Raw genomic sequence first — 20316 nt, forward strand, 5'->3', positions numbered from 1 at the left:
ACGTCACCCCAATGCCCCTTTTCCCGATCCTACCGCCGATTGCATCGTCTTGACCACGACGAAAGCGTCGCGCAGGTGGCTGCGTTCGAAATCAGACAGAACCGACGGATCAAGATGATTGCCCGGTTTCTCCCCCGCCTTGATCTGGCGTGCCTGGTGGTCCAGCCGCATGGTCGCGATCAGGTCATAGGCATCCAGAAGATCGGCGCCGCCCGATTTCGACAGGATCCCCGCTTTCCGCGCCGCCTCCAGCCGGGCCCGCGTGTTGGCGACGGTCAGTTGGCCCTGAAGCGCATAGACCCGCCCCAGATCGACCACCGGCACCACACCGTTGTGCTTGAGATCAAGCTGATTGCGGTGATCGCCCGATCGGATGGTGGCCAGCCCTCGTAACAGACCCAGCGGTGGCTGATGCTTGAGGGAATTCGATATCATGTGCGCGGTGAAGATCGAGTTCTTCGCCGCCGCGCGAAGCGTGTCGTCGCGCAGGCTTCCGAACAGGCTCTCATCGCCGCCGATCGGCCGCAGGTCGAACATGACCGAGGCCAGCATCTGCGCCTCCGGGTCCGGCCTGGCGATCCAGCCGCTGAAATAGTCGCGCCAGACGCGAAGGGGTTGGCACCAGCGGGGATTGGTCGCCATCATATCGCCGGGGCAATAGACGTATCCGCAGCGATCGAGCCCATCGCTCACGAACCGGGCGAGCGCCGCGAAATAGGGCATCTGCGCCTCGGTCACGTCATCCGACAGGATCAGGCAATTGTCCTGATCCGAGACGCCGGTCTGCTCCTGCCGGCCCTGCGACCCGCAGGCAAGCCAGAGATAGGGCACCGGCGCGGGGCCCAACTCCGCCTCGGCCAGCGCCAGAAGCCGCCGTGTCGCGGTGTCGGCGATATCGGTGATCAGCCGCGTCACGACTTCGTGCCGGTTGCCGGTATCGATGAGTTGCACCAGCAGCTTGGGGATGTCGCCCGTCGCGCGGGCCATTTCCATCGCGTCGCCGGCCTTTGCCACGCGGCCCACAAGGTCGGCCGACGACATGGCCTGCGCGCGGGTCAGGTCCGTCTGGGTGACGATGCCGGTCAGACGCGGACCATCCACGATGGGGATATGCCCGATCCCGCGCTCCACCATCAGGTGCAGCACATCCGTGACCAGCGCGCCCGCGCCAAGCGTCAGCGGGTTCGCCGTCATGATGGTCGAGACCGGCGCATCGGGATCGGCCCCTCCCGCGACAACCTTACCGTTCATGTCGCGCAGGGTCACGATGCCGCGAAAGCCGCTGTCGTCGGCGATGCAGATCGACGAGATGCGGTTTGCCTGCATCTGTTCCGCCGCCGACCGGATCGGCGTGTCGGGCGTGCAGGTCAGCGGCGCCCGGGTCATCAGTTGCGCGACCGACATGGTCGCCAGCGACCTGTCATCGGCCCGCGCCGGGCGACGACGGTCGAAGAACCGGGCAACGGAAGGATGATCCTCCATCAGTTCAAAGAGCCGGGCCGCCGGCAGCACGATCAGGATTGCCTCGGCGATTGCCGTCGCGGTCCGGCTGGCCGCCTCGCGACGCAGAAGCGCGCGTTCGCCGAAGGAATTGCGCGGTCCCAGAAGGGACAGCTGAACGCCGGTCTCGTCGGTGATCTCGATCTCGCCCCCCGCGATGACGAAGAGGTCCGAAATCGTGTCCCCGACCTTGAAGATGGTCTCGCCTTCGGCGACGGGCCGGGCCTCGCAGGCGCGGGCCAGATCGGTCAGGACGGTATCGGGCAGGCTGTCATAAGGGTGCACCGAGGACAGGAACTGTGTCAGATCTGCCGGAAGTGGCATGGTGTCATCCCTCTTGATGGTCTGTCCTGCCCGATGGCAACCGGGCAGGACGATGATGGCACGGTGGCGCGGCCAGTCTGGCCGCGCCAGAGGCTTTGATCAGTGACCGTCGACAGCAACGCCGGCCCCACGCGGGACGCGGACGCTTTCGACGAGGTCCTTGATCTCCTGCGGGGTCTCCTTGGTCATGCCGGCGACGATATAGGCCACCGCAAAGTTGACCGCGGCCCCGACCGCCCCGAACGAGGTCGACTGGATCGGCCCGAGCAGAGGATCGGCATCCGTGAACGAATTGGTGTCCGGGATGAAGAACCAGCCCTTGTGCAGGAAGATGTAGAGAAGCGTGACCAGAAGACCGGCCAGCATCCCCGCCACGGCACCCGCATTGTTGATGCGCGTCGAGAAGATGCCCATCATCAGCGCCGGGAAGATCGACGCCGCCGCAAGGCCAAAGGCCAGCGCCACCGTTTGCGCGGCAAATCCCGGCGGATTGAGGCCGAGGATCACCGCCACCACGATCGCCGCAGCCATCGAGATGCGCGCTGCCATCAGTTCGGATTTCTCCGACATGTTGGGCGTCAGCTGACCCTTGAGAAGGTCGTGAGATACCGCCGAGGAGATCGCCAGCAGAAGGCCCGCCGCCGTCGACAGGGCCGCCGCAAGGCCGCCCGCCGCCACAAGGCCGATGACCCAGCCCGGAAGGGATGCGATCTCGGGATTGGCCAGAACGAGGATGTCGCGGTTGAAATTGACCAGCTCGTTGCCTTCCCAGCCTTTTTCCGCCGCCCGTGCCTGAAGATCGGCATTGGCGTCGTTGTAATACTGGATACGACCGTCACCGTTCTTGTCTTCCCAGCCCAGAAGGCCGGTCTTCTGCCATGTCTCCATCCAGCCATATTCGGGATCGGTCTCGATCTGCTCGACGCTGACCGCCTCGCCATCGGTTCCGTTGGGCCACATCAGTTCAGAGATGTTGAGCCGCGCCATGGCCCCCACGGCAGGCGCCGTCAGGTAAAGCAGGGCGATGAACACCAGCGTCCAGCCGGCCGACCAGCGGGCGTCAGAGACGCGCGGCACGGTGAAGAAGCGCATGATGACATGCGGCAGACCCGCGGTGCCGATCATCAGCGACAGGGTGAAGAGCACCATGTTGATGGTCGAGCCATGCGCGGCGGTATATTCGGCAAAGCCCAGATCGGTGACGATCTGGTCCAGCTTGACCAGAAGCGGCTCGCCGGATGCGGAATGCTCGCCGAACAGGCCAAGGGCCGGGATCGGGTTGCCGGTCAGCTGCAGCGAGATGAAGACCGCCGGGATCGTATAGGCGGTGATCAGCACGCAATATTGCGCGACCTGCGTATAGGTCACGCCCTTCATGCCGCCGAACACGGCATAGGCAAAGACGACACAGGCCCCGATCAGAAGGCCCCAGAAGGCATCGATCTCGAGGAAGCGGCCGAAGGCGATGCCCACCCCCTGCATCTGGCCGATCACATAGGTGATGGAGGCCACCAGCAGGCAGATCACGGCGACCATCCGCGCGGTTTTGGAATAGAACCGGTCGCCGATGAATTCCGACACCGTAAACTTGCCGAACTTGCGCAGGTAAGGCGCAAGAAGCAGCGCCAGAAGCACGTAGCCCCCGGTCCAGCCCATCAGGAAGGACGAGTTGTCATAACCGGTAAAGGCGATGAGGCCCGCCATCGAGATGAACGAGGCCGCCGACATCCAGTCGGCCGCGGTCGCCATGCCGTTGGTGACGGGATGAACCCCGCGCCCGGCGGCATAGAATTCCGACGTGGAACCCGCCCGGGCCCAGATCGCGATGCCGATGTAGAGCGCGAAGGACGCGCCCACGAACAGCAGGTTGAGAGTGAATTGATCCATGGGTCTATTCCTCGTCCACGCCGAATTGTTGATCGAGCCTGTTCATCCGCCAGGCGTAGAAGAAGATCAGCACCAAGAAGACGAGGATCGATCCCTGCTGGGCAAACCAGAAGCCCAGATCGGCGCCGCCGATCGTGATCCCCGACAAGGCCGGGCGCAGGATGATCCCGAACCCGAAAGAGACCAGCGCCCATATCGCGAGGCTGATCAGGATAAGACGCACATTGGCGGACCAATATGCCTTGGGGTCGCTCTTCGCACTCATTGTGCTTCCTCCGTTTCAGACAGTCTTGAACTCCCGCGCGCCAGCGGCACGCCGCGCACCTCCACGACGATCGGCCGGATGATCCGGTGCAATGCGCTCGTGATCGTGCCGATATCGTCCATCGCGTTCAGGGTCTCGAGCGCGCCGTCGCGCCCGTAGAACTCGATCAGCGGGGCGGTTTCGCGGTGATAGGCGTCAAGCCGGCGACGCACCGTATCGGCGGTGTCATCGGCCCGGCGCACGAATGCGGTGCCGCCGCAATTGTCGCAGCTTCCCTCGGCCCGGGGCTGCTTGAAGCTGTCGTGATAGCCTTCGCCGCAGCCCTGGCAGGTGTAGCGACCCGAAATCCGCGTCACCATCGCCTCGTCTTCGACCTTCAGGCTGATAGCCGCATGAACCCGCGTGCCCAGCCCCTCCAGCATCTCGGACAGCGCCGCAGCCTGCGCAAGCGTCCTGGGAAAGCCGTCGAGGATGATGCCCGCGCCGCAATCGGGGCTGTCGAGCCGCTCGCTCAGGATATTGAGGACGATGTCGTCACTGACGAGACCGCCCTCCTCCATGATCGATTTGGCCGCGAGGCCCGGGCCCGTGCCCTTTGCCACCGCCTCGCGCAGAAGATCGCCCGTCGACAGCTGCACGAGGCCATAGTGGTTTTCCATGATCCTTGCCTGTGTGCCTTTGCCTGCCCCGGGCGGGCCAAGGAGGATCAGGACAGGAACTTTTCCGAAATCACGCATGTGTCACCGCCTGTTCATTCTGTTTGCGATCAGGTCATCGACCACCGCCGGCTCTGCCAGGGTCGAGATATCGCCCAAAGCGCCGAAATCGTCTTCGGCGATCTTGCGCAGGATGCGGCGCATGATCTTGCCCGAGCGGGTTTTCGGCAGGCCGGGCGCCCATTGAATCAGGTCGGGCTTGGCGATCGGGCCGATCTCGGTGCGGACCCAGGTTTCCAGCTCCTTGCGAAGCGCGTCCGACGGGGCCTGCCCGTTCATCAGCGTGACATAGGCATAGATGCCCTGCCCCTTCACATCATGCGGGTAACCTACGACCGCGGCTTCGGCGACCTTCGGGTGGGCGACCAGCGCGCTTTCCACCTCGGCCGTACCCATCCGGTGGCCGGAGACGTTGATCACGTCATCGACGCGACCGGTGATCCAGTAATCCCCGTCCTCATCCCGGCGGCAGCCGTCGCCCGAGAAATAGTATCCCTTGTAGTCCGAGAAATATGTCTTCTCGAACCGCGCGTGATCGCCCCAGACTGTGCGCATCTGGGCAGGCCAGCTGTCCTTGATGCAGAGCACCCCCTCCACGCCGTTGCCTTCGATCTCGACGCCAGACTGAGGGTCGAGCACGACGGGCTGCACCCCGAAGAACGGCTGCTGCGCCGCCCCGGGCTTGAGCTTTGTCGCATAGGGAAGCGGCGTCAGCATGTGGCCGCCGGTCTCTGTCTGCCAGAAGGTATCGACGATGGGGCAGCGGTTCTGGCCCACCACCTCGTTGTACCAGTTCCACGCCTCGGGGTTGATCGGCTCACCGACCGAGCCAAGGATTCGAAGGCTCGACAGATCGTGTGTGTCGACCCACTCGCGGCCCGCGCCCATCAGCGCACGGATTGCGGTGGGCGCCGTGTAGAACTGATTGACCTTGTGCTTGGCGCAGACGTCCCAGAACCGGCCCGCATCGGGGAAGGTGGGCACCCCTTCGAACATGATCGTCGTGGCCCCGTTCGCCAGCGGCCCATAGACGATGTAGCTGTGGCCCGTGACCCAGCCGACATCGGCCGTGCACCAGAAGACATCGCCGTCCTGATAATCGAAGACATATTCATGCGTCATCGAGGCATAGACGAGATAACCGCCCGTCGTATGCACAACCCCCTTGGGCTGACCGGTGGAGCCTGACGTGTAAAGGATGAAGAGCGGATCTTCCGCCGACATCTCCTCCGGCGGGCACTCGGCCGATGCCTCGGCCATCAGGGCATTGCAATCGTGATCCCGCTCCGTCCAGGTTGTCTGCCCGCCGGTGCGCTTCACCACGAGGCATTTCACGTCATCCTTGCAATGCAGCAGCGCGGTATCGGCGTTGGACTTGAGCGGCGTTTCTCGTCCGCCCCGGGGCGCATGATCGGCGGTGATGACGACCTTTGCGTCACATCCGTTGATCCGCGCCCCGAGGGCGTCCGGGGAGAAGCCGGCGAAAACGATCGAGTGAATGGCGCCGATCCGCGCACAGGCCAGCATCGCGTAGGCGGCCTCCGGGATCATGGGCAGGTAGATCACGACCCGGTCGCCGCGTTCGACACCAAGCGACCGGAGCACATTGGCCATCTTGCCGACCGAAGCGTGAAGCTCGCGGTAAGTGATATGCAAGGTTGCGTCCTTGCGTGGGTCATCGGGCTCCCAGATGATCGCCGTCTGATCGCCGCGCGTGGTAAGGTGACGGTCGATGCAATTGGCCGCCACATTCAGGGTGCCGTCCTCGAACCAGCGGATATCGATGTTGCCCGGCGCGAAGGAGGTGTTCTTGACCTTCGTGTAGGGCGTGATCCAGTCGACGCGGCGGCCGTGTTCGGCCCAGAAGGCGTCAGGATCGGCGACGGATGCGGCATACATCCGGGCATAGGCCTCGGCATCGACATGGGGGCGAGGCGCGGTGGCGTCCCGTGGTTCGGTCGGCGTCAGCAGGTCCGTGTCTGGCATGTAACTCCTCCTCGTATTTCGGGGCCACCAAACCCGGATCGGGTCCGGGGCCGCGCACGAGGGAGAGACTAACGGGTCTTGAAACCGGCACAGCCGAACAAGCGCAAGGCGCAGAGAATTCAGTAAAACACGTTGTCAAACAGAACGGTAAGTTTGTAAAATTCTTTTCTTTTTCGAATTTCCCCGTGAATTCGGTCCCTTACCGTGCAAACGCAGCATATGTTTGCGCTAGCATTGTGTACATTTGTATACTTGGCTTGATTTGACAGGGTCAGACCCCGGGTGCGACATATTGTCAACCGACCCGAGCGGCGCCGCACCCGCCATCGAATTGGCGCCGATTGCGGCGATGCAGCCGGGTCGGTCGCGCGACTCACGCGAGGCAACAGGACACCCCGATGCACGATATGCACCGGGGCGCCATTCGACCGGGCCAACCCGCGACCATTGCCGGCACTGTGTTCAGTAGGTCGCGCGCCCGCCGGACAGGTCGAAGACGGCGCCGGTGGTGAACGAATTCTCCGACGAGGCCAGCCAGCAGACCATCGAGGCGATCTCTTCGACCGTCACGAAGCGGCCCCGCGGAATCTTGGAACGCATGTAGTCGATGAATTCCTCGCTCACCTGTTCGAGGATGCGGGTCTGGGCCGTGGCGGGCGTGATGCAATTGACTGCGATATCGGCGCCTGCCAGTTCCTTGCCCAGCGATTTGGTCATCGCGATTACCGCTGCCTTCGACGCGGAATAGGCGCTGGCGTTGGGATTGCCCTCCTTGCCCGCGATCGAGGCGATGTTGACGATCCGGCCATAGCCGCGCGGCTGCATCAGGCGGACGGCGGCCCGGCAGCAATAGAAGGTGCCGTCGACATTCACCTCCTGCACCTTCTTCCACGCCTCGGTCGGATAGTCGGCAAGAGCGTGGGTCGGCCCCGCGATGCCGGCCGAATTGATCAGGATATCGATCGTGCCCATGCGCGAAGCGGTCTCGGCGGCGGCGGCATCGACCGCGTCGGGGTCGCTCACGTCCACGGCCAGCACCTGAAGGCGCTCGCCCAGCTTGTCCTTGAGCCGCGCCTCGATGTCGCTGGGATCAAGGTCCCACACCATGACCCGCGCGCCAGAGGCGAGCATCCGATCGGCCACCGCAGCACCGATGCCGTTGCAGCCGCCGGTCACGACCGCTGTGCGGCCCTCTAGATCGTAGACGTTCATGATTTTCCTCCCCGTCAATGACATGATGATCTATTGCGCCCCCGCGCCGCCGTGGCAACCGCCCGATGTTCCGGACCACAGCTCTATTGACACTTCGTGGCCGCAGCTAATGATGCGCTCATCGCAGTACATCGAGGAGAACGGGCCGTGACAGCACCAAAGATCGAAAGCGTCGATTTCTTCTATCTTGCCATGCCCGAAGTCACGACGGCAGCCGATGGCAGTCAGGATGCGCTGGTCGTGCGGGTGCGGGCGGGCGGGCATGAAGGCTGGGGCGAATGCGAAGCGGCCCCCCTTCCCTCGATCGCGGCCTTTGTCTGCCCGATGTCGCATGGCGCCTGTCGTCCGGTCGCGGACGCCGTGCTGGGCGCAAAGGTCGAAACGCCCGACGACATTCGCGCCATCGCCGCCAAGGTCGCCTACGATTCGATGGATCTGCTTCAGGCCGCCCATACTTGGTCCGGCATCGAGATGGCCCTGTGGGACATGCTGGGCCGCGCGCGCGGTGTGCCGGCTTGGCAGCTTCTCGGATGGGAGCGCGCCTATCCCAAGACGCCCTATGCCTCGGTCCTGTTCGGCACGACCGCAGACGAGACGCTCGCCCGCGCCCGCGACATCCGGTCCAAGGGGTTTCGCGCCGCGAAATTCGGCTGGGCGCCCTTCGGCGCCTCGGTCGAGGCCGATGCCGATCAGGTCGCCGCGGCCCGCGAGGGGCTGGGCCCCGAGGGAATCCTTCTGATCGATGCGGGCCAGATCTTCGGCGAGGATGTCGAGGCCGCCGCCGCCCGCCTGCCCGCGATGGAAGCCTCGGACGTGCTTTTGTTCGAGGAGCCGTTTCACGGACACGCCTACCGCGCCTATGGCGATCTGTCCAAACGCTCCTCGCAGGTCAGGACAGCGGGCGGCGAGGCCGCGCACAATCGCCACATGGCCGAACACCTGATCGATTTCGGCGGCGTGGGCTTTGTCCAGATCGATTGCGGCCGGATCGGCGGGCTTGGCCCCGCGACCGATGTGGCGCGCTACGCGGCGGAACGGGGTGTCACCTATATCAACCACACCTTCACGTCGAACCTTGCGCTGTCGGCCTCGATCCAGCCTTATGCCGGGCTGGAGGATCACCGGATCTGCGAATACCCGACGGGCCTGTCGGAACTGGCGGTCGACCTGACGCGCACACGCATTGCGCCGGATGCCGAGGGGCTGATCCATATCCCCGACGGCCCGGGCCTGGGCGTCGACGTGAACCCCGAGGCGCTCGAAACATACAGGGTTGATGTGGAGATCCGCGTAAACGGCGACAGCGTGTTTCAACCGCCTTCGACCTGAAACCCGGCCACGGCCCAACGGCGGGCGAAGGTCAGACCGGCCTCGGTCGGTCTGAGCGCTGGCGCGCGGTCATGGATCGTGATCCCGGCGCGCGCGCCGAAGATGCGCTTGCCATAGCAGGCCAGATGCTCGAGCGATTGCATCGCAAAGGTCGCGGCAGGCAGAAAGCCGGCATAGGCCGCCTCGGCCCCCGCCTCGTCGCCGTCGCGCCAAAGCGCCATGCAGGACAGAACCCCGGGCAGAACGTCGGGCGCCACGATGAACCCGTCGCAGCCGGCCCGCAGGCAATCCGTCATCTCGAGCCCGCCACGCCCGTTGAGAACCGTAAGCCTGTCACCGGCAAGCGCGACAAGGCCCGCCAGATCGCCGGCGCTGGTCTCGGCCTTGACATGGGTGAAGCCCGGGCAGCGGGCGGCAAGGTTCGCCAGATCATCGCCCGACAACGACCGGCCAAGGTATTGCGGCGCGTTCTGCACCGCGAAGGGCACCGCGAGCTCCGCACCGACCCGCGCAAAGAAATCGAGGTATTCCGCCGCCGAATAGCTGCCGGCCAGCGGCGGCTGAAGGATCAGCCAATCGGCCCCCGCATCCGTCGCGTGTGCGGCAAGGGCCGCCTGTTCGGCCACAGAATTGCCCGTGATGGTGACACCCAGCGGAAGATCGCCGCGATCTTCGGCAGCCCAGTCGATGACCTGCCGTTTCTCGGCCTCTGTCAGCTTGCCCACCTCGGTCGCAAGGCCCAGCACCACCACGCCTTCGGCGCCTGCCGCGCGGACCCATGCCAGCTGTGCGGACATCGCCGCGCGATCAAGCCGCTCTTCGGCATCGTAAAGCGCGAAAAGAACGGCGTGTATCCCTTTGAATTGCCTTACCATTCTGCAATCGATCCATCGTCATGGCGCCAGACGGGCGCGCGCCAGCGGTGGCCGATCCGGGCCATTTCCTCGACCTTGGCCTCATCGACCTCGATCCCCAGACCGGGGCCCTGCGGGATCAGAAGATGCCCGTCCTCGACCACGATACCGCCCGGTTCGACATAATCCAGAACGTCGGCCCCGGCGTTGTAGTGAATGCCGATCGACTGCTCCTGGATGAACGCATTGTGGCAGACCGCATCCACCTGAAGCGAGGCGGCCAGCGCGATCGGCCCGATGGGGCAATGCGGGGCAAGCGCCACATCATAGGCCTCGGCCCAATGGCCGATGCGCACCATTTCCGAAATGCCGCCCACATGGGCCGTGTCGGGATTGATGACCTGCGCCGCGCGCAATTCGAAGACGCGTTTGAAATCGTATCGGCTGTGCAGCCTCTCGCCGATGCACAGCGGGATCGACGTGGCGCGGGCCAGATCGGCCATGGTCTCGACCATCGCCGAGACGACCGCATCCTCGACAAAGATCGGGCGCAGCGGCTCAAGTTCTTTCAGCAGCACCCGCGCCATCGGCGCGTGGACCCGGCCATGGAAATCGAAGGCAAGGTCCATCTCGGACCCGACGGCCTCGCGCAGGTCGAACAGGGTCTGGATGATTCCGTCGAGCTTGGCATGGGTGTCGACGATCTGAAGCTCGCTGCAGATGTTGAACTTGGCCGCCGTATAGCCCTGCGCCTGGACCGCACGGACACCCTCGATCAGATCGGACGGGCGGTCGCCGCCGCACCAGCGATAGGTCCGGATACGATCCCGGACCGGCCCGCCCAGAAGCGCATGGACGGGCGTGTCCAGCTCCTTGCCCTTGATATCCCAAAGCGCCATGTCGATGCCCGCAAGCGCGCTCATCAGAACCGGGCCACCGCGATAACAGCCGTTGCGATAGATCGTCTGCCAGATATCCTCGATCCGGCGGGGATCCTGCCCGATCAGGAAATCCTCCAGTTCCTGCACCGCGGCGGCCAGCGTCGCGGCATGGCCTTCGAGAACGGGTTCCCCCCAGCCCGAAAGGCCTGCATCGGTTTCGATCTTCAGGAACAGCCACCGGGGCGGCACGATCCATGTCTTTAGTGCTGTAATCTTCATGGCTTTTCCTGTCAGGTAACCCCTACCGCCGCCCTGAGATTGGCCTCGGACCGCGCGATCAGGGCCAGCACCGCATCCGCGGCGGCGCGTTCGTCCCGCGTCCGGACATGATCGAGCACTACGCCGTGATCGTCACAGGCCGCGAGCAGCATCTCGCGAGAGCGCACATGGCCGCGACGGCTGCGCTCGAACCCTTCGAGAAGCGCGCTTTCCATCACCTCGAACAGGAAGACCAGCACCCGGTTGCCGCCGGCAAGGGCGATCGCCTGGTGAAACTTGACGTCGGCGCGGTCGAAGGCCCGGCCGCGTTCATCATCGGCGCGATCCTCGGGCATGGCGCGCGCCGTCTCGCGCATGGCCGCAAGCGCCGCCTCCATCCCGTCAAGCCCTGACCGGCTGGCGTTGCGGCAGGCAAGCGTGACGGCCTGAACCTCCAGAGAGCGGCGGACCTGGCTGAGATCGAACACGGCGCGCGGGTCGGAATGGATGAGCGATCTGAGAAAGGCGCCGAACATCGCCCCGTCGGGTTGCGTGATCGTCGCGCGCCGGCCGCGCGACAGGCTTACCAGCCCCTGCCCCGCCAACAGCTTGAGCGCCTCGCGCACCGTGACGCGGCTCACCTCGAACCGCGTGGCAAGCTCGGCCTCCGACGGAAGCTGCGCGCCCAGATCAAGCTGGTCGATGATCTGCGACGTCAGCAATTCCGCCACGGTCTGCGCGGCGGGCACGGCGGTGGACGGATCTTTGCTAGGTATCACCATTCGCAAACCTGTAGGACAAGTTTGATCTCTGGTAAATACCGGATTTTCTGACGCGACGCGAAAACTTCCGCTGCGACGCAGCGAAAAGCCGCTATATGCGACCTATGGCGACGTGCGCAAAGTGCGGCCAGCAGGGCAAACCAGAAAACCGTTTACAGACTTGTATGACTCGTCTACCCATTTTGATGTGCCCCTTCGATCAGCCGAGACAGGCTGCGAACGGGGCCCAGCATGGGAGGAAATTCAACATGATTTCGGCAAGGATGATGCTTTCGGCACTGGCCTGTTCGTCTGCTGCTCTGCTCGCAGGCGGCGCGATGGCGGAGCCGGTGGAGAAATGGTGCGAAGGCGTGCGGATCGCGGCGTTCCCCGGCGGCCCACAGGGCGGGGTGTTCGCCAACAACGTCTATAACGGCTTCCGTCAGGCGGAACTCGATCTCGGGGCGGACGTGACCTACTACTTCTCGAACTGGGACCCGAACCTGATGCTTCAGCAGATCCAGCAGGCTGTTGCGACCGGCGTCGACGGGATCGCCACCTACGGCTTCGCCGGCGAGGATGCCACGGGCCCGATCGTGCAGCAGGCCTATGAACAGGGCATCATCTTCACGACGCTCAACACATCTCTGCGCGACAGCCAGGCCGCCTATGGACCGAATGGCTTTGGCTATGTCGGCGCGCCGAACTACGATGCGGGCTACGCGCTTGGCGCCGAGGCCGCGGCCCGGGCCGAGGTTTCCGAAGGCGACAAGGTTTTCGTCTGGGGCCTGCGTTCGCAGGGTGGCGACCGTGGTCAGCGCACCGTGGGCGTCATCGACGCTTTCGAGGCCGCCGGTCTGGAAGTCATCTACCAGGAGATCGACGCCGCGACCAACGCGAACCCCAACGCCGGCACCGCCACTTTCGTGGGCCTGATGGGCGCCAATCCCGACGTCAAGATCGTGGTCACCGACCACGGCGGCCTGACGTCGAATGTGGGCGTCTACGCCGATGCTGCCGGTCTCGAGCCGGGCGATGTCTATTTCGCGGGTTTCGACATGTCGCCCAACACCGCCCAGGCGGTTCAGGAAGGCTATCAGAACCTCGTGATCGACCAGCAGCCCTATCTTCAGGGCTACCTGCCGATCCTGAATATCTGCCTGACCGAGAAATACGGCTTCTCCGGGCTTGATATCAACACGGCCGGCGCCTTCGTGGATGCCACCAATGTTGACGCGGTGGCGCCCCTCGCCGCGGTCGAGATCCGCTGACAACCCCTTGCCCGCGGCGGCCCATCCGCCGCCGTGGGCCCTTCTGTCCGAGAGGCCGCCCCGTGACCCAGACAACGACTCCGCCGGGAACCCCGGTTATCGAATTGCGCAACGTGTCCAAGACCTTCGGCGAGGTCCGCTCGCTTTCGGGCGTCGATTTCGCCGTCTATCCGGGCGAAATCGTGGGCCTTCTGGGCGACAACGGCGCCGGGAAATCGACATTGGTCAAGACGGTCATGGGATTTCACGCCCCCGACCCGGGCGGAGAGATCTGGTTCAACGGCGAACGGATCGACGACTGGTCCGTGGCGCGCGCCCGCGACCTCGGGATCGAGACGATCTATCAGGAGCGCGCCCTGTGCGAGAAACAGCCCATCTGGCGCAACATGTTCATGGGCCGCGAACCGCGCACGAAATGGGGCCTTCTGGACGTGGCCAGGATGCGGTCCGAATCCGCGCGGCTGATGTCGGATCACATGGGCTTCACCTCGGCCGCCGTGCACCCCGACAACGTCGTGGCCACCATGTCGGGCGGCGAGAAACAGGGCGTCGCCATCACCCGCGCGCTGTATTTCGATGCCAACCTCGTGATCCTTGACGAGCCCACGGTGGGCCTGTCGCTGACCGAGACGAAAAAGACGCTCGATTTCGTGAGCGGGATCAAGACGGCGGGCAAATCCGCCATCTTCATCGATCACAATATCTTCCACGTCTATCCGGTGGTCGACCGGCTCTACGTGCTCGATCGCGGCAAGGTCGCCGGCATCTATCAGAAAAGTGAAATCTCGATGGATGACCTGATCGAGCGTTTGTACCACGTCGCCCGCACCGGGTCGCTGAACTGAGGGAAAGATCATGGTCGCGGAAACACAACCGACCGGCGAAAAGCCGAAAAAGCCACAGGACAACCGGGTCGGCAAGCCCTCGTTCCTGCGCCGCTATGTAAGCCAGGTGGGCATCGTCGGCGTGGGTCTGGCCATGTGGCTGGCCTTCGTGATCGCGGCGCCGCAGGTGTTCACCAACCAGAACATCTATATCGCCTTCGCCCAGACGACCCCGCAATTCGGCATTATCGCCATCGCGCTGACATTCGTCGTCATCACCGGCGAGATGGACCTGTCTTTCCCGTCGATCATGGCGCTTGGCACGGCCGTGTTCTGCCTTCTGGCGCAGGGCGGGCTTGCCTGGCCACTCGCGCTTGTCGCGGCGTTCGGGACCGGGGCGCTGTGCGGCTGGATCAACGGCACGCTCGTGGCGTGGCTCAATATCCCCTCGCTCGTGATCACCATCGGCACGTCGTTCCTGTTCCGCGGGCTCGAGTTGGTGATGATGGACGGCACAGGAGTGCCGCTGACCGCGCAGGAATACCCCGAGATGCATGCCATCTTCCGCTCGTCCCCGTTCGGGATCCCGGTCCAGACCTTGTGGATGATCATCATCCTGATCGGCGCATGGTTCCTGCTGAACCGGTCCCGCTTTGGCGCGCATGTCTTTCTGGTGGGGGACAACCCCACCTCGGCACGGCTGATGGGCATCAACGCGGTCAGCGTGAAGACCCGGGCCTTCATGCTGGTGGGTGTCATGGCAACATTCTCGGGCCTGATGACCTCGATCTACGGGTTCTACTTCTGGCCCACCACGGGCGAAGGGTTCCTGCTGAACACCATTGCGTCGGTGTTCCTTGGTGGCACCAGCGTCTTTGGCGGCACCGGATCGGTGGCCGGCACCTTCTTTGCTTCCTACATCATCGGTGCGATCAATGCCGGTGTCGTGGCCGCGGGCATCAACGCCTTCTACACGCAACTTGCCTTCGGCCTCGTGATCGTCGTCTCGGTGGTTTTGCAGACGCTGATCGACCGGCGCATGAAGCGGCAATCTCTGACCGGACGCTGAGCCATGAAGATCACGAAAATCCGGACGCAAGTCGTCAATGCGCGGCTCAGGAACTGGATCTTCGTGCGCATCGAAACCGATCAGCCGGGCCTCACGGGGCTCGGCGAGGCGACGCTGGAATTCCAGACCCGCGCTGTTGTGGGCGCCATCGAGGATCTGGCCAGCCTGATCATCGGCGAAGACCCCCGCAATATCGAACATATCTGGCAGGTCCTGTTCCGACATCCGTTCTTCAAGGGCGGCATCGTCACGATGTCGGCGCTTTCCGGGATCGATCAGGCGCTGCACGACATCAAGGCGCGGTCGCTGAACATTCCTCTCTGGCAGCTTCTGGGCGGGCTGACCCGCAAGAAACTCAGGATGTACGATCATCTCGGCGGCGGCGACTCGCTGGCCGTCTACGACAGCGCGCGCTCTGAAAGCTTTGCCGAAAAGGCCGCGCGATCGCGGGAGGATGGCTTCACCGCGGTGAAGATCCTTGCCGTCGGCCGGACGAAGCCGCTCGACAGCCATGCGGCACTGAAATCGGCCGAGGCGCTGATGGCCGCGGCCCGCGAGGGCGCGGGCGACGCGATGGACATCATGGTCGATCTGCACGGCCGCACCTCGGCCGCGATGGCGATCCAATATGCCGAAGTGCTGAAGCCTTATCGCCCATGGTTTCTGGAGGAGCCCTGCCAGCCCGAGGACGTAGGCGGCATCGCCCGGGTCGCGCAGGCCACGACCATTCCGATCGCCAGCGGCGAAAGGCTGTGCCACCGGCACGAATTCCTTCAACTGCTTCAGGCGGGCGCCATATCGGTCGCCCAGCCCGATGTCTGTCACGCCGGCGGCCTGACCGAGGTCCGCCGGATCGCGGCTCTGTGTGACACTTTCGGAGTCAGCATGGCGCCTCACAACCCGCTGGGGCCGGTGGCCACGATGGTGAATATTCATCTGGGGTTCGCGACGCCGAATTTCCTCGTGCAGGAGGTCATGCGCTCGGACGTGCCGTGGCGCGACGAGGTTGTCAGCGGCGGTGCCCCGATCGAAGGCGGCCACGTGCTCCCGCCCCAAGGGCCGGGCATCGGGATCGAAATCGACGAAGCCGCCGCCGAACGCCACCCCTGGCAGGACGCCCTGCCGATCCAGTGGTATCACGACGACGGCTCGGTTGCGGATTGGTGAACATGATGGGACGACTTCAGAACGCTCATATCCTTGTCACCGGCGGCAGCCGGGGCATCGGCGCCGCCACGGTGGAAAAGGCGCTGGCCGAAGGCGCGCGGGTCAGTTTCGTCGACCTTCTGCCCGACGAGGGCCGGGCCCTGGCCGAACGTCTGGGCGACGGGGTCATGTTCCGCGAGGCCGACATCTGTTCCGCCGAGGCGCTGGCCGTCGCGGTGGGGGCCTTCAGCGCGGAATTTGGGCCGGTATCCGGCCTCGTGAACAACGCCGGCCGGAATTCCTATGCCGATCCGGTAACGATGACCGAAGACGAATGGGACGGGGTCTTCGCCGTCGACCTCAAGGCCGCATGGCTCGCGGCGCGGGCCGTTCTGCCCGGCATGATCGCGGCGGGCAAGGGTTCAATCGTCAACGTGGCCTCGGTGCATGCCACCATGACCTACCCGGGCTTCTTTCCCTATGCGGCGGCGAAATCCGGGCTTGTAGGCCTGACGCGGTCGCTCGCCCTCGACATGGGCAAGCACCAGATCCGCGTGAATGCGCTCAGCCCCGGCTATACCGAAACCGCGCTGGTGAAGGAGTTCTTCGATATGAACGACCCGTCGCTACGCGATCAGGTGCTGGACGTGCATCCGATGCACCGCATGGCGAGCCCGTCCGAGATCGCCAATTGCATCGCGTTCCTGCTGTCGGACGAGGCGTCATTCGTCACGGGGGCCAACTGGACTGTGGATGGGGGCCTGACGGCGCGCTTTGCGGGCTAGCGTCACCAGTGTTCCGTGCCCGGCGCGCCCTTGATCCGGCCTTGCAGGTTATCGGTCACCCAACCGCCATAGAAATTGCCCGGTTGCGGGATGACCCGGTGCTCCCCGACAAAACAGGCGTCCATCGAGGTCGCATAGAAGGCAAGGTAGCCGGCGATCGGCAGAAAGGGCCGCGTTGGCTCGGGATAGCTCCAGGCTGCGCGCGGGGCCATGACATCGCCGATGGTCACGTCCCAATATGTCGCAACGCCCTTCCATTCGCAGATCGATCGGCCTCGCGCGGGGCTCAACCGGGCGAAGACATCCCCGGGCGGGAGGTAATATGTCGGTGCGTGATGCGTCTCGAGAACGCGGAACCCCCGCACCGTCTCGGCCACCACATGATCCCCCAGCAGAATGCGCAGCATCTGGGGCACCGGTTCGAGTGCGGGTGGGCGCGGGTAATCCTGAACGTTTTCAATGGCAAGTGATGTCATGTCAGTCCTGTGGTCCGGAGGATTTGCGGGATTTTCTTCTTCACCTTGAAAAACCCGGCGGTGGCATGGGGCCAGATCAGCCTGTCCCATTCCCGTTGCCATTCGGTCAAGACGATCCCGCGCGCCTCAAGCGCCGGGCGCGCCCGGGTGATCCAATCGGCAAGCGGGCCGGTCGGAACATAGGGCATCGCGATCTGCTGCGCGCCGATCTGTTCGGCCCAGAGCGCGAGGCCCTCCGGCGCATCCGCGCGCAGTTCAACGGCGGGATGACCGATCCGATCAGCGGCATCCCGGAGCGCACCCGCCTCGAAGTCGCTGACATGCCCGGCCACGGTTCGTGGTGAGCGCAGGTGACTGCTTTGCAGCATGACCGCCCCGCGAATGTCGATGGACAGAAGATCGAAGTCTTCCAGACGGCAATCCTCTTCGGTCAGCACAAGCGCCGTCGGCACATCGCGCCAGGGCGGCGTGCAGGACCGCAGGGGCACGATCTCGGGCAGGCCACCGGGTTCCTGATCCTCGAGCCCGATCACGTCCGTGGCCAGATCGTTCTCGCGCGGGGTGAACCGGTTCCCGGTGAACTTGGCGATGTTCCACGCCTTCGCCTCATAGGCCTTGCCACGGGTATGAAGGCCCGCAACCCAGCGCCACGAACAGGTGTTGGAGGCCGGATCGCCGTCAAGAAGGTGACGCAAGAAGAAATCCGCGCCGATCCGCCATGGCAGACGAAAGGTGAAGATCCAGATCGAGGCAAACCACATCCGCGCGTGGTTGTGCAGATAGCCCGTCTCGATCAGCTCGCGCGCCCAGGCGTCGAAACACGCAAGACCCGTTTCGCCGCGTTCCGCCGCCTCGACCCGCGCGCGCAGGGCATCGTCGCGGTCGAGCATGGCAAGGTCGGCATCGAGGCCAGAAACATAATGGGCCCAGACCTGCGGTCGCTGCTCCAGCCAGCCCTTGAAATAGCCTCGCCACAGCACTTCCTGGATGAACTTCTCGGCAGCCCCTGCCCCGTGATGGTCAAGCGCGGCGGCGACCAGCTCCTGTTCCGTGATCAGGCGCCGCCGGACATGGGCCGAAAGCTGCGAGACATCGCGATGCCGGCCCGGCCCGCGATCATGGTTTCGCCCGGCGGCATAGGCCTTGCCCATCCGCGGCACGAAGTCCTGCGTGATCTGCAGTGCCCTGGACCGTGTCGCCTCGTCGGTTTGCAATCTCAACTCCTTCACTTTCAGGGATTGAGGTGAAGCAAAGCGCGACGATTTCAACCACATGCGACATCCGGACCCTTGCGAGAGAAGACCACGCGGCCGGTTCGATCCGGATCGAGAAGCGATGCCTCAACAGCAAAGCCACAAGGTTCGGCGCCCGGCAACCGGACATTGACCGCGACATTCAAGGCATGACCGGCGAGGTGCTCCCGGGACCACGGCTTTCGGATTTTCAACCGACCGCCACGAAGTTACGGTGGCCTCATGTTGAAAGGACTACTTCCCCTGACCGCGCTCCTGATGGGCTCAGCGTTTCTGCTGTTCGCCGGGGGCGTGAATGGATTGATCCTGCCGATCCGGGGCGAGGCGGACGGCTTCACCGCGGCCTCGCTCGGCCTGCTCGGGACGGGCTGGGCCATTGGCTATGTGGCGGGCTGCCTGCGCACGCCGGCCCTGGTGGCCCGGGTGGGCCATATCCGGGCGTTCGGAGCCATGTGCGCGATCGCGGCGATCGCCGTCCTTCTGTCGCTGATCCTGATCACGCCATGGGTCTGGATCCCGGTGCGCGCGGTGTCTGGTTTCTGCTTTGCCGGCGCTGCGATGATCGTCGAGAGCTGGCTCAACGAGCGGGTCGACGCGAAGTCGCGGGGCCGCGCCTTCGGCGTCTACACGATGGTCAATCTCGCGGCGACGACCGCCGGGCAGATGGTTCTGACGCTGGGCGATCCGGGGGGCTATTTCTTTTTCGTACTGGCCGCGATGGTCTATTGCCTCGCTCTGCTGCCGACTGCGATCAGTGCCACCTCGACGCCCCGGCCGCTGACCAAGGTCTCTCTTGATCTGCGCAAGCTGTGGCGGAATTCGCCCATCGCTGTCTTTGCCGTACTGATGGTCGGGGTCTCGAACGCGGCCTTTGGCACATTGGCGGCGGTCTATGCCGCCCGGGTCGGATTGCCGCTGGGCGACATCGCGCTCTTCGCCAGCATCCCGATCCTTGCAGGCGCGGCCTCCCAGATCCCGGTTGGCATCGCGTCGGACAGGTTTGATCGCCGCAAGGTCCTGATTGCCATCGGCGTTTTCGCCATTCTCGCGGACGGATTGTTCCTGTTTTCGGGCATGACGCAGCCCATGATCCTTCTGGCGCTGTCGGCGCTCTTCGGGGCGACGGTCTTTGCCATGTATCCGGTGATCGTGGCCCATGCCAATGACCACGCGGAACCGGGGGCCTTCATTCAGGTCAGCGGCGGGCTGTTGCTGGTCTACGGGATCGGCTCGATCCTCGGGCCGACCGTCGCGGGCTTTGCCATGACGTCCTATGGCGCATCGACGCTGTTCGCGGTGACGGGTTCGGCGCACCTGCTTTTGCTGCTGTTCGCGATCTTCCGGCTCCGGACGGCGCCCGCCGTCGCGTCGGAGGACAAGGTCGCATTTCAGGCCCAGCCACTGGCGCGCGCCTCGACACCCGAAACGGCCGCGTTTTCGGCCGATCAGGCCGAGCTGGATGCCGATCAGCCGCCAGAAGAACCCGCCGATCAGGAACCGCCCCGGTAGACCCGCCCTG

The 20316-nt window shown here is 64.5% G+C and carries 18 protein-coding genes; 7 read left to right on the plus strand and 11 right to left on the minus strand.

The annotated features are described in order from the left end of the window. Nucleotides 1-3: 3 nt before the first annotated feature. The 6 genes from EP376_RS05770 to EP376_RS05795 form a co-directional block, all read right to left on the minus strand. Complete coding sequence (locus EP376_RS05770; protein ID WP_127654557.1) at nucleotides 4-1824, minus strand: DUF294 nucleotidyltransferase-like domain-containing protein; 1821 nt, start codon at nucleotides 1822-1824, stop codon at nucleotides 4-6. Between the two features lie 99 nt (nucleotides 1825-1923). Continuing rightward, on the minus strand, nucleotides 1924-3711 hold the full coding sequence (locus EP376_RS05775; protein ID WP_127654558.1) for a sodium:solute symporter family protein: 1788 nt from the start codon (nucleotides 3709-3711) through the stop codon (nucleotides 1924-1926). Nucleotides 3712-3715: 4 nt separating this feature from the next. Further along, nucleotides 3716-3976 (minus strand): DUF4212 domain-containing protein, encoded by a 261-nt coding sequence (locus EP376_RS05780; protein WP_127654559.1) that lies wholly within the window; start codon nucleotides 3974-3976, stop codon nucleotides 3716-3718. Then, nucleotides 3973-4713 carry an adenylate kinase gene (locus tag EP376_RS05785; RefSeq protein WP_127654560.1) on the minus strand — a complete coding sequence of 247 codons (741 nt, stop codon included), beginning with the start codon at nucleotides 4711-4713 and terminating at the stop codon, nucleotides 3973-3975. The genes EP376_RS05780 and EP376_RS05785 overlap by 4 nt, the downstream gene beginning before the upstream one ends. Nucleotides 4714-4716: 3 nt before the next feature. Beyond that, complete coding sequence (acs, locus tag EP376_RS05790) at nucleotides 4717-6678, minus strand: acetate--CoA ligase (RefSeq protein WP_127654561.1); 1962 nt, start codon at nucleotides 6676-6678, stop codon at nucleotides 4717-4719. A 462-nt stretch (nucleotides 6679-7140) separates the two neighbouring features. Continuing rightward, complete coding sequence (locus EP376_RS05795; protein ID WP_127654562.1) at nucleotides 7141-7890, minus strand: SDR family NAD(P)-dependent oxidoreductase; 750 nt, start codon at nucleotides 7888-7890, stop codon at nucleotides 7141-7143. Between the two features lie 147 nt (nucleotides 7891-8037). On the opposite strand from EP376_RS05795, the gene EP376_RS05800 reads away from it, so the two are divergent. Continuing rightward, nucleotides 8038-9219: a mandelate racemase/muconate lactonizing enzyme family protein gene (locus EP376_RS05800; RefSeq protein ID WP_240652433.1), complete on the plus strand. Its 1182-nt coding sequence runs from the start codon at nucleotides 8038-8040 to the stop codon at nucleotides 9217-9219. Here EP376_RS05800 and EP376_RS05805 read toward each other — a convergent pair. From EP376_RS05805 to EP376_RS05815, 3 genes are read right to left on the minus strand one after another with little or no spacing between them, the layout of a single operon-like run. Next, nucleotides 9201-10094 (minus strand): dihydrodipicolinate synthase family protein, encoded by an 894-nt coding sequence (locus EP376_RS05805; protein ID WP_127654563.1) that lies wholly within the window; start codon nucleotides 10092-10094, stop codon nucleotides 9201-9203. The two genes, EP376_RS05800 and EP376_RS05805, sit on opposite strands and share 19 nt — an antisense overlap. After that, nucleotides 10088-11233 carry a galactonate dehydratase gene (gene dgoD, locus EP376_RS05810; protein ID WP_127654564.1) on the minus strand — a complete coding sequence of 382 codons (1146 nt, stop codon included), beginning with the start codon at nucleotides 11231-11233 and terminating at the stop codon, nucleotides 10088-10090. Before dgoD (EP376_RS05810) ends, EP376_RS05805 begins: the two co-directional genes overlap by 7 nt. Before the next feature lie 11 nt (nucleotides 11234-11244). Next, a complete protein-coding gene (locus tag EP376_RS05815) occupies nucleotides 11245-11991 on the minus strand; it encodes a FadR/GntR family transcriptional regulator (protein ID WP_164744871.1) in 747 nt (248 codons plus the stop codon). Nucleotides 11992-12242: 251 nt separating this feature from the next. On the opposite strand from EP376_RS05815, the gene EP376_RS05820 reads away from it, so the two are divergent. The 5 genes from EP376_RS05820 to EP376_RS05840 all read left to right on the plus strand — a co-directional run bounded on the left by EP376_RS05820 (nucleotide 12243) and on the right by EP376_RS05840 (nucleotide 17068). Next, nucleotides 12243-13244 (plus strand): sugar ABC transporter substrate-binding protein, encoded by a 1002-nt coding sequence (locus tag EP376_RS05820; RefSeq protein ID WP_203330864.1) that lies wholly within the window; start codon nucleotides 12243-12245, stop codon nucleotides 13242-13244. Nucleotides 13245-13306: 62 nt separating this feature from the next. After that, complete coding sequence (locus EP376_RS05825; protein WP_127654566.1) at nucleotides 13307-14089, plus strand: ATP-binding cassette domain-containing protein; 783 nt, start codon at nucleotides 13307-13309, stop codon at nucleotides 14087-14089. Between the two features lie 10 nt (nucleotides 14090-14099). Then, nucleotides 14100-15137 carry an ABC transporter permease gene (locus EP376_RS05830; protein WP_127654567.1) on the plus strand — a complete coding sequence of 346 codons (1038 nt, stop codon included), beginning with the start codon at nucleotides 14100-14102 and terminating at the stop codon, nucleotides 15135-15137. A 3-nt stretch (nucleotides 15138-15140) separates the two neighbouring features. Next, on the plus strand, nucleotides 15141-16304 hold the full coding sequence (gene dgoD / locus EP376_RS05835; protein WP_127654568.1) for a galactonate dehydratase: 1164 nt from the start codon (nucleotides 15141-15143) through the stop codon (nucleotides 16302-16304). A 2-nt stretch (nucleotides 16305-16306) separates the two neighbouring features. Next, entirely contained in the window at nucleotides 16307-17068 is a 762-nt protein-coding gene (locus EP376_RS05840) for an SDR family NAD(P)-dependent oxidoreductase (RefSeq protein ID WP_127654569.1), read from the plus strand. 2 nt (nucleotides 17069-17070) lie between these two features. Here the strand turns inward: EP376_RS05840 and EP376_RS05845 are convergent, their stop codons facing one another. Next, on the minus strand, nucleotides 17071-17544 hold the full coding sequence (locus EP376_RS05845; protein ID WP_127654570.1) for a DUF427 domain-containing protein: 474 nt from the start codon (nucleotides 17542-17544) through the stop codon (nucleotides 17071-17073). After that, nucleotides 17541-18758, minus strand: a complete 1218-nt coding sequence (locus EP376_RS05850; RefSeq protein WP_238928582.1) for an FAD-binding domain-containing protein — start codon at nucleotides 18756-18758, stop codon at nucleotides 17541-17543. The genes EP376_RS05845 and EP376_RS05850 overlap by 4 nt, the downstream gene beginning before the upstream one ends. A 261-nt stretch (nucleotides 18759-19019) precedes the next feature. Here EP376_RS05850 and EP376_RS05855 point away from each other — a divergent pair, with 261 nt between their 5' ends. Further along, on the plus strand, nucleotides 19020-20306 hold the full coding sequence (locus tag EP376_RS05855; protein WP_127654571.1) for an MFS transporter: 1287 nt from the start codon (nucleotides 19020-19022) through the stop codon (nucleotides 20304-20306). The last annotated feature ends 10 nt before the right edge of the window (nucleotides 20307-20316 follow it).

Origin of the sequence: Alexandriicola marinus (genome assembly GCF_004000435.1) — a bacterium.
In the GTDB taxonomy this organism is placed as follows: domain Bacteria; phylum Pseudomonadota; class Alphaproteobacteria; order Rhodobacterales; family Rhodobacteraceae; genus Alexandriicola; species Alexandriicola marinus.